Origin of the sequence: Pandoraea soli (assembly GCF_902459595.1) — a bacterium.
In the GTDB taxonomy this organism is placed as follows: domain Bacteria; phylum Pseudomonadota; class Gammaproteobacteria; order Burkholderiales; family Burkholderiaceae; genus Pandoraea; species Pandoraea cepalis.
On record NZ_CABPSG010000030.1, the window covers coordinates 1 to 9,049 of the forward strand.

Annotated in this window: 9 protein-coding genes and 1 tRNA gene; 6 read left to right on the forward strand and 4 right to left on the reverse strand. The window is 55.6% G+C overall.

Going from position 1 to position 9,049, the window contains the following annotated elements; translation table 11 throughout:
- Nucleotides 1-133: 133 nt before the first annotated feature.
- The gene (locus PSO31014_RS22010) at nucleotides 134-427 is read left to right on the forward strand and encodes a hypothetical protein (RefSeq protein ID WP_150553564.1); all 294 of its coding nucleotides are present in this window, start codon (nucleotides 134-136) and stop codon (nucleotides 425-427) included.
- Between the two features lie 112 nt (nucleotides 428-539).
- On the opposite strand, the gene PSO31014_RS22015 is transcribed toward PSO31014_RS22010, so the two are convergent.
- Nucleotides 540-1,052, reverse strand: a complete 513-nt coding sequence (locus PSO31014_RS22015) for a DUF2726 domain-containing protein (protein ID WP_150553565.1) — start codon at nucleotides 1,050-1,052, stop codon at nucleotides 540-542.
- Nucleotides 1,053-1,210: 158 nt separating this feature from the next.
- Nucleotides 1,211-1,570, reverse strand: coding sequence for a helix-turn-helix domain-containing protein (locus PSO31014_RS22990; RefSeq protein ID WP_150553566.1), 360 nt, complete (start codon nucleotides 1,568-1,570; stop codon nucleotides 1,211-1,213).
- Nucleotides 1,571-1,668: 98 nt separating this feature from the next.
- Here PSO31014_RS22990 and PSO31014_RS22025 point away from each other — a divergent pair, with 98 nt between their 5' ends.
- A complete protein-coding gene (locus tag PSO31014_RS22025) occupies nucleotides 1,669-2,100 on the forward strand; it encodes a hypothetical protein (RefSeq protein ID WP_343039594.1) in 432 nt (143 codons plus the stop codon).
- Complete coding sequence (locus PSO31014_RS22030) at nucleotides 2,022-2,540, forward strand: site-specific integrase (RefSeq protein ID WP_150553567.1); 519 nt, start codon at nucleotides 2,022-2,024, stop codon at nucleotides 2,538-2,540. The genes PSO31014_RS22025 and PSO31014_RS22030 overlap by 79 nt, the downstream gene beginning before the upstream one ends.
- Before the next feature lie 68 nt (nucleotides 2,541-2,608).
- On the opposite strand, the gene PSO31014_RS22035 is transcribed toward PSO31014_RS22030, so the two are convergent.
- Both PSO31014_RS22035 and dusA read right to left on the reverse strand, forming a co-directional pair.
- A tRNA-His gene (locus PSO31014_RS22035) sits at nucleotides 2,609-2,684 on the reverse strand.
- A 188-nt stretch (nucleotides 2,685-2,872) separates the two neighbouring features.
- The gene (dusA, locus tag PSO31014_RS22040; protein WP_150553568.1) at nucleotides 2,873-3,886 is read right to left on the reverse strand and encodes a tRNA dihydrouridine(20/20a) synthase DusA; all 1,014 of its coding nucleotides are present in this window, start codon (nucleotides 3,884-3,886) and stop codon (nucleotides 2,873-2,875) included.
- 142 nt (nucleotides 3,887-4,028) lie between these two features.
- Here dusA and PSO31014_RS22045 point away from each other — a divergent pair, with 142 nt between their 5' ends.
- From PSO31014_RS22045 to PSO31014_RS22055, 3 genes are all read left to right on the forward strand, one after another.
- Nucleotides 4,029-5,114 (forward strand): site-specific integrase, encoded by a 1,086-nt coding sequence (locus PSO31014_RS22045; protein ID WP_039371767.1) that lies wholly within the window; start codon nucleotides 4,029-4,031, stop codon nucleotides 5,112-5,114.
- A gap of 383 nt (nucleotides 5,115-5,497) precedes the next feature.
- Nucleotides 5,498-6,535, forward strand: coding sequence for an SIR2 family protein (locus PSO31014_RS22050; protein ID WP_052240744.1), 1,038 nt, complete (start codon nucleotides 5,498-5,500; stop codon nucleotides 6,533-6,535).
- A complete protein-coding gene (locus PSO31014_RS22055; protein WP_039371760.1) occupies nucleotides 6,532-8,277 on the forward strand; it encodes an ATP-binding protein in 1,746 nt (581 codons plus the stop codon). The genes PSO31014_RS22050 and PSO31014_RS22055 overlap by 4 nt, the downstream gene beginning before the upstream one ends.
- Nucleotides 8,278-9,049: the final 772 nt, after the last annotated feature.

A 9,049-nucleotide genomic window follows, 5' to 3' on the forward strand; every position in this document is an offset into this window, starting at 1 on the left:
CCTTTACGCGGATCGATTCGTTCGACCGTCCGTGTAATTCTCAACTCGCCTTGAACACGGAAATTCTGACACCCCCCTGCGATGAATTCAGCCGCTAACACGGCTAAATCCACTGGCATCTAAGGAGACTTTGATGAGCGATTCAAACGACAATGGCGGAAAGGATGGGAGAAACGGCGGACTCGACCTCCCCAAGTCGTTGACGCGTGAAGGGCACGTTGTCTGGTTCCACGAATACAGGAAGTACCTCGGTTACGCCTGGGACGAGACAGCAGGAGAAATCAGGCGAGCACATGTGTCCGACCCTGAGCATGCGATTTACTTCGAGACGTTCGCAGAGGCGATGGTGGCGACGGATAGGTTGATGGGACCTCACGTCATTCTTCACGCGGCGAAGCGGGGCGAGAAACCGAGGTTAATCCGGTGACTTTGGTAGTCGCAGGGGATGGCCCATCACGTGATGGGCCGTTATGGAGTGGATCAGGTCATCAATGTGGTGGGCCGTTGTCGGTAAATTCTGGATTCACCGTAGCGTTCCGCTATGCCGCCATCGGCCGGCCTTCCCCGTGCTCGTTTTCGCCAAGCACCTGCTTGCGAACTTCAGATTCGGATGGGTACCGCCTGACGTCAAAGCGGACGAGGCGCACGCCGATGGCCCTCATCACAGCATTCTTCTTTTCGTCGCGAGTTCGTTGCCGTTGTCGATCATGGGATGGATCGTCAAGTTCGATAGCGGCGACAACCGAAAAATCCCGGCGGCATATAACGTAGTCAAGTGAAAGCTGTGCCACTCGATTGAAATGTTCGTGGCGCTTGTTTCGCTTTGTTCTGACAATCCGCTTGATGTCGACCTGAGCCAAGACCACGTGACCGGGCAAACTGCTTTCGATGAGTCGGAAAAATGCTTGCTCTGTCGCGGTTAGCGGCTTTACCGCGTAATACGCGGACGCGTCAATCGTTCCGCCGACGCCTCGGACTTTGCGTCCAAGCCGTTTCGATAACATCGCGACACAGGCGATCAGTAAAAACAGTATGAGCAGCCCCCACACCATAAGGATTTCTCCATCATTAAACGTAAGTGGGGGGCACTTTTGAAAAAATGGCTAGCGGCGGCTCTCCGTCGCAAGACCTTTGCGCGTGTTATCGCTAAGGGCAAGCACCAACCCTCTGCTAAGCCCTCTTCTTGAACGGGATAATTTCGGCGGTGCGTTTACTCCTCACCAGTTGTTCCGTTTCGCTGCTTGCGGGCGGGTGATTTCGACAAAGCTAGTCCCATCCTCCGGAGTGCGGCTTGGTCTTCACGCGAGCTATGCCTGTAGTTGTCCAACAGAGCGAGTTCCTCATTGGTCAGCGTCGATTGCACGGGAACTGATCGTTTGCCTGTCAGTACGTACAGAACGTCAATGCCCGTTTCGGCAATCGTCGAAAAGTAGGTCGAACTCGCACTATTCGCGTCTGTTTCGTACCTCGTTTGAGCCCTCCGCGTTACTCCTGCGATGCCCGCCAATTGGTCCTGTGTAAGGCCAAGCCGTCGACGTTCCTCTCGCAATCGATCTCCAACTGAATTCATATTCGGACGCTTCCCATATACGTGGGACACATGTGTCACCAAGATGTTTTGGAAACACTTCTGTCTCTCTACCGCAATCTCATACAGGCGGAGTCTTTATGTCCAGCAAACAAAAGCTCACCATCCTCGAAGTCACCCGCCGCCAAGGCATATCCAGCAAAACTGGTCGTCCTTACGACATGCGTATCGCTGACTGCATCCTCTGGCAAACGACAAGCGAGGGAGACGATTCCGTCGTCGGCTTGATCACACTTCCCGACGTGCTCAAAGATTCGGGCGAAGGCGAATACCTCGCGGAATTCGCCTTCGGACGATCATTTGAGGGCCAGCTTGTCCCGCGCATTGTCGCGTTGCACCCCTACGTAAGTGACGCACGTCCCACCGCGACTCCCAAGGCTACCTGTGGGCCGCCCGGCAAGACCTCTCCTTCAAGACGATGGGGTGCGCGGCCATGTTCGCCTATCTCACCGGATTTCGTGCGGCAGAGGTTCGCCCGTTTCACCGTTCAGGAGTTCGGGACGACGGCGTGATCGTTGAAAGCGCCAAGCGGAAACGCGGCGAGGAAAGGGTAACGAAGTTGCGGGCGTGGTCGCCTCGGCTGAGCACGGTCGTCAAACGCGCGCAACAAGGTCGCCGGATTCCCGGCATGGCTCTGTTTGGCAATCGAATGGGGCAAGCCTACACGCGCAGCGGGTGGGGAAGCGTTTGGCAAGACGCGCAATTCGCATGGATTGCGTCGTTCGACCCAGCAGTGCGCGCGGAATGGGATGACCAGAAGAAGCGAGCGGTATATCTGATCTCTGGGCACTCGGCGTACTTCACGCTTAACGACGGCCGACCAGTCGCGATCACGGAAAAGCTCGAGCGCAGAGAGGCTGACGTGTTCGACTTTGCGGCACACGCAGACCCGGGCACGACGATGCGGCACTATGATCGCAGACGCGTGAGAAAAGCGTCACCGACGAAGTGAGCAAATTGACAAATCGGGGATTTCATTGACAAACGAAGTGGTTACTACCGGGGAAAGCAAGGGAATTTTGGGGTGACCGATGGGACTCGAACCCACGACGACTGGAATCACAATCCAGGACTCTACCAACTGAGCTACGGCCACCGCCGTGATCAGCAACATCACTTGCCTGCTGAACAGAAGCAAGATTATAGCGACGTTTTTATCGCGCTGCCAAGCACTATTTTCACTCGATCGAAATATTACTTGGCTGGCATGCACGATCGATGCGCGAGATCGTCATCGCACGCGGCGAGCGCTCTCAACGCAACGCCGCACGTCGATGCAGGACGTCACGCCGTCGCGAGAGACGCCACGACATCGCGCTCCGAAAACGCGCCCGCACGCAACTGCGCACGCGCCTCTTCGAACGCGCCAATCCCCGCCTTGAGACGCTTCGGATCCGACAACACCCGACGCCATCCCCGCGCGCCCGGTACACCGCGATACAGACCCAGTGCATGACGCGTGATCGCGCCGAGATATTGGCCCTTCTCCACCTGCGCCGCCGCGTATTCGATCAACGCGTCTTCCACCGCCTCGCGTGATTTCACCGGAGACGTGTCGCCGTAGAACCGTGCATCCACTTCCGCAAGCACATAAGGATTGTGATACGCCTCGCGACCCAGCATCACGCCATCGACGTGCCGCAAATGCAGTTCGACTTCGTCGAGCGTCTTCACGCCGCCGTTAATCAGAATCTCGAGTTGCGGGAAGCTTTGCTTCAGACGATACGCATAGTCGTACTTGAGCGGCGGAATCTCGCGATTCTCTTTCGGGCTCAGCCCCTTGAGGATGGCATTACGCGCATGCACGATGAAGGTCGTGCAACCGGCTTGCGCAATGCTGCCGACGAAGTCCTCGACGAAGGAGAACGATTCGACGTCGTCAATCCCAATGCGATGCTTGACCGTCACCGGCACCTGCACCACGTCGCGCATCGCCTTGACGCAATCGGCCACCAGCGCCGGCTCCGCCATCAGACAAGCACCGAATGCCCCACGCTGCACACGCTCCGACGGACAGCCGCAGTTCAGGTTGATCTCGTCATACCCCCATTGCTCGCCGAGCTTCGCCGCCCGCGCAAGGTCCTGCGGCTCGCTACCGCCCAATTGCAGCGCGACGGGATGCTCGACGGCATCGAAATCGAGATGGCGCGCAACGTCGCCATGCAACAGCGCACCGGTCGTGACCATCTCGGTATAGAGCCACGTGTGACGCGACAACTGACGATGAAAGACCCGGCAGTTCGAATCCGTCCAATCCATCATCGGCGCCACGCTGACGCGGCGGGGAGGTAAATTCATCAAAAATCTCTTACAAAACAGTCGATTACAGCAAAAAGCGTAGTGCCAGATTTCCCAATTTTAGCCCCGATTTTCGCTCGTTTTAGCACCCAAGTGCTACGGTGTAGCATCGAAAAACGCCATGTAGCACCGACGAAAACCTATGGGAACAATCACAGTTCGGGAACGAAAGGACAAAAGTATAGGGTATACCGCACAGATCCGCCTGAAGCGCGGCGGACGGGTGGCCTACACCGAGGCGAAGACGTTTGACCGCAGGCAGGCTGCGGCGGCGTGGATCGTCAAGAGGGAGAAGGAACTGGCGCGTCCGGGGGCGATGGAAGCCGCAGTGCAGACGGACCCGCTATTTAGTGAGGTGATTGATAAGTATGTCCGCGAATCCATCAAGATCATCGGGCGAACGAAGGCTCAGGTACTAAATGCCGTCGCCCGCGCACCAATCGGGGAAAAGCGTTGCAGCGAACTCGGAAGTACCGACTACGTTGACTTCGCCAAGAGCCTAGACGTCCTTCCGCAGACCGCGAGCAACTATATGTCACACATCGGGGCAGTCGTGAACGTCGCTCGTCCCGCGTGGGGCTATCCGTTGTCCGAGCAAGCGTTGAAAGATGCCCGACGAGTCCTCTCTCACCTCGGCCACACCGGTAAGTCGGTCAAAAGGGAACGACGCGTAAGCTTTTCCGAGTTGGATCTGCTGCTCGAACATTTTGTAGGGATTCGTAAGCGGCATCCGAATAGCGTTCCGATGCAATACATCGTGCCGTTCGCGATCTTCTCGACGCGACGCCAAGAGGAGATCGTCACGATCAAGTGGTCGAACTTGGACAGGGATGGCTCGCGGATACTAGTACGGGACATGAAGCATCCAGGGCAAAAGATCGGCAACGATGTCTGGTGCGACCTTCCCCCGGAAGCAATCCGCATTCTGTCGGTGATACCGCGACGCGAAGGAGAAGACCGAATCCTCCCCCACACCACCGACGCCGTCAGCGCAGCATTCACACGCGCCTGCCAGTTTCTTCAAATTCCGGATCTGAGATTTCATGACCTGCGCCACGAAGGTACTAGCTGGCTGTTCGAGCAAGGCCTATCGATACCTCGCGTGGCAGCCGTCACCGGGCACCGGAGCTGGACAAGCCTAAAGCGGTACACGCATATCCGCCAAACGGGCAATCGATTCGCCGACTGGCCGTGGCTTGCGAGACTAGCCCCGGCGATGAACGCATGACTCAGCAAGCACCTGAGCGTGACAAAGCGCAGCACCAAGATTTGACTCGTAAGCTATTAACCTTGGGTGGGGGGGGGAGGCTCGTGGGGTAAGGAGTTGCCGAAGGGGAGCAGACTATTTTGGGGTATTACAGCCCGAGGATAAGTCGTTGATTTTATAGTGAATGAATTTGAGCGATAGTAGTAGGCGTGGTGCGAAATTGAGTCGAAATGATCGGCATCTCGATGGTGGTTCTCGACCCGTTTCTGCAGTAGCACGCCGCACCAAGTGAGTGGCTGCCTTTTCAGGCTCAAAGGCCATCGCCCATATCAAATGTTCGAGTTCAAATTTCGATGTAATAATGCGCTAAATATTCCCACCGAAAACCAATTTGGACGGCGAACTTGGAGCTTGGTCAACTAAAAATGCTGCTTCAGCAGCACTTTACTGATGGACTGGTAACCATCGTCGGTTCTGGTTTGTCATGCGCGGAGGGGCTTCCAGGCATGGGCGAGCTTGCACATTACCTCCAAGTTAACATCGAGGCCGATTTGTCGGATGACGACAAGAATCACTGGACCCAACTGTCGCCCTTGATCACGGCAACCGGACTGGAAGCCGCACTACTATCTAAACCGCCGACGCCTACGCTTGAAACTGCCATTGTCGCGAAAACGGTCGAATTAATCGCGCAGCGTGAACGTGACATAGTAGCTGAGGTATTCACTAAGGCGCGCACCCTCCGTTTCACTCGTCTTTTGAAACACCTTCTTAAGCCAACTACGGGAGTGCCGGTTGTCACCACCAACTACGATCGACTGCTGGAGGTCGCGGCGGAGGAGGCTGGCCTCGGTGCGGACACACTGTTTGTAGGTCAATTCGCCGGACATTTGGACGAACAGGAAAGTAAATTAAGTTTCTGCCGCGAGGTCACCCTAAAGGGAAAAAGTGTTCAATATCGCTATCGGCAAAAGGTGAATGTCTTCAAGCCACATGGTAGCCTCGACTGGTACCATCGTGATGGAAAGCCTGTGCGCTACGCCGGCGATCTCCACTTACAGCGTTTAATTATCACACCGGGCTTGAATAAATTTCGGAGCGGTTATGAGAGTCCATTTGATCGGCACCGCGAGCGCGCAAATGGGGCGATCGACAAGGCGAGCCGCTTTCTTGTGTTGGGCTATGGATTTAACGATGATCACCTTGAAACGCATCTAACGCCGCGAATCAAAAGTGGGATTCCGACTCTTTTGCTGACACACTCGCTTTCGGACAATGCTCTGAAGCTCGCTCGTGACCACGCCAACGTCATCGCGATCCAGCACGGGACTATCGGTGGGGTGTCCGGCTCGTCGGTTTTCGTCAACAAGATTGAGGGTTTCGTACCAGTGCTTGCTCTCTGGGATCTCAACTCATTCATTTCAGAGGTACTTGAACCGTGACAGATGCCGCTCTCCAGTTTACTGACGACGATAGAATCGGTCGGGTCGCGTCGGTCGACACCAGTCGCGTAGCAATAGATGTAACTAACTCAATCCTTCTCACCCGCATTGGAATCGGTCAACTCATCGCCATTCGTGGTACGACGGAGCGGGAGTACCTCATTGCCATGACCGAGCGTGTGACGCGAAGCATGCGTGATGAGTTGCCAAATTCTGACGATTCTGGAGAAGATGGCCAGCTTCTAGAAGCGGTTGCGGATGATTTGATCCAAGCCGTTCTTATTGGCACCTTTCGCACGATCGAGGGCGAGAAGGTAAACACCTTCAAGCGCGGCGCGGACAGTTTTCCCCAGATTGACCGAGAGTGTTATGTCATCGAGGGCGGAAATCTTCAGCGCTTCATGGGCATCCTGGGTGCGGGCTTCGCGGAGGAGGAGCGGCTGAAACTCGGCACATTTGTCGCTGACCGGTCGGCTAATGCGATCGCGAGCGGCGACAAGTTCTTTCAACGGCACGCGGCCATCCTAGGGAGTACCGGTTCGGGCAAGAGTTGGGCTGTGGCACTTATCTTGGAACGAGCCGCAAAACTGAAGTTTCCGAACATCATTGTCTTTGACATGCACGGCGAGTACGCGCCACTTGCCGATGAAGCAATCGGTGGCTTTGCGCAACGATTTCGCATCGCCGGACCTGGTGACTTGGACAAGCCTGGCGATGATGTGTTGTTTTTGCCATATTGGCTTCTGAATCGCGACGAGATGCTCTCGATGATCCTCGACAGAAGCGATCAGAATGCACCGAATCAGGCCTCGCGGTTCACACTTCACGTCCGTACCCTCAAGGGAGAGACACTCGATACCGAGAAGCGGGATGTGGTTAAGAAGACATTCACCGTAGACTCCCCGATCCCCTATGACATAAAAAAGCTCGTAAAGCTTCTGGAGACCGACAATACGACCAAGGGCGTGGGAAAAACCGGGCCCGTGAAGGGCGAGTGGGAGGACAAGCTTACCCGCTTCCTGTCTCGACTGGAGACGAAGCTCGACGATCGTCGGTATGGATTCATGTTTGCACCGCCGCTAGCGGCAATGGCATACGATTGGTTGGCCAACCAAGTCCTCCGGCTTTTGACATCAAACGGTGGATCTGGGATCAAGGTCGTTGATTTTTCAGAGGTGCCCGCCGACGTCCTTCCCGTCGTGACCGGCACTTTGGCGCGATTACTCTATGACGTCCAATTCTGGATGCGCTCGGGCAAGCGGACACCGGTTACGCTGCTCTGTGACGAAGCCCATCTTTATCTGCCCGTGCGGGAAGATGCTGACGCGGTACAGCGGCAAGCGCTCGGCTCGTTTGAACGGATCGCCAAGGAAGGCCGTAAGTACGGTTTTTCGCTATTAGTGGTTAGTCAACGCCCTGCCGACGTCAGCCGAACGATTCTAAGCCAGTGTAATAATTTCCTGGCGTTACGGTTGACGAATGAGACGGACCAAGGCGTAATTAAACGGCTTATGCCGGATTCACTGGCGGGCTTGACCAGCATTCTCCCGCTTCTCGACACAGGAGAAGCGTTGCTCTTAGGTGATGCGGTGCTGCTGCCGACGCGCATAAAGCTCGATATCCCAAAGATCACGCCGGACAGCGCGACAAGGGATTTTTGGAGGGAATGGGGAACGCAAGAGCCGCAGGAAGATGCAATCAAGTTGGCCATCGAAAGCCTTCGAAGCCAGGCGAGGATTTAGTGCTCGAGTGAGGAAATCAGAAACCAATACGAATAACAAGAGATTGGCGAAAATTTTCCAAGCTCGTGGTTCTCTGTTAGAGGAGCGAGATTTATTTCTTCTACAGAGAATTGGATACGAAGGCTTCGATCATAGGATGCTTGCGCATTTGGCCTGTCGACGTATTGAGATCGGGTCACTCCGATCTTGAAGTTTGAGGACGAGTATCTGCTAATGGCTATCTGGAAAGAGACGATAGTAGTCTGCGCCAAAGCCAGATATTCGCGACAGGTACATTTGTGCCGTGCGCAAGTCCGGTTCGGCCAATAGGTTGGCAGGTGTAAAGGCGAGCGGACGTCCGTTGCCCGGGGCGAACCCGATATGTCCGCGAGAGCGCTGGCCAATCACTGTTTATGGCCGACTTCAGCCGTTAGTGAGCGTCTGCCATCGACCCATCGCGGATGGGTCGATAAACATGAGAACAACGGCAGCGTTCCGAGCGAACGGACAGACTCACGCCTAAATTGGGGTACGGGCCGGCCACGCGCCTCAATCGGATTTCGAGCAGGTGTGTGGTTTACACCTCCCCACACGCGGGGCATACGTTGCACTGCCTAGGCCGAGCGTCACCGAAAAAAAATGGAAAGTATCGCGCAGGAAGGGGGTGTCAGAATTTCCGTGTTCAAGGCGGGTTGAGAATTACACGGACGGTCGAACGGTAATGCCCCCATTTTCCACGGCCGCGAGAAGTAGAAACTAAGCGGCCATGGCCAGCCGCTGCTTCGGGGTAAAG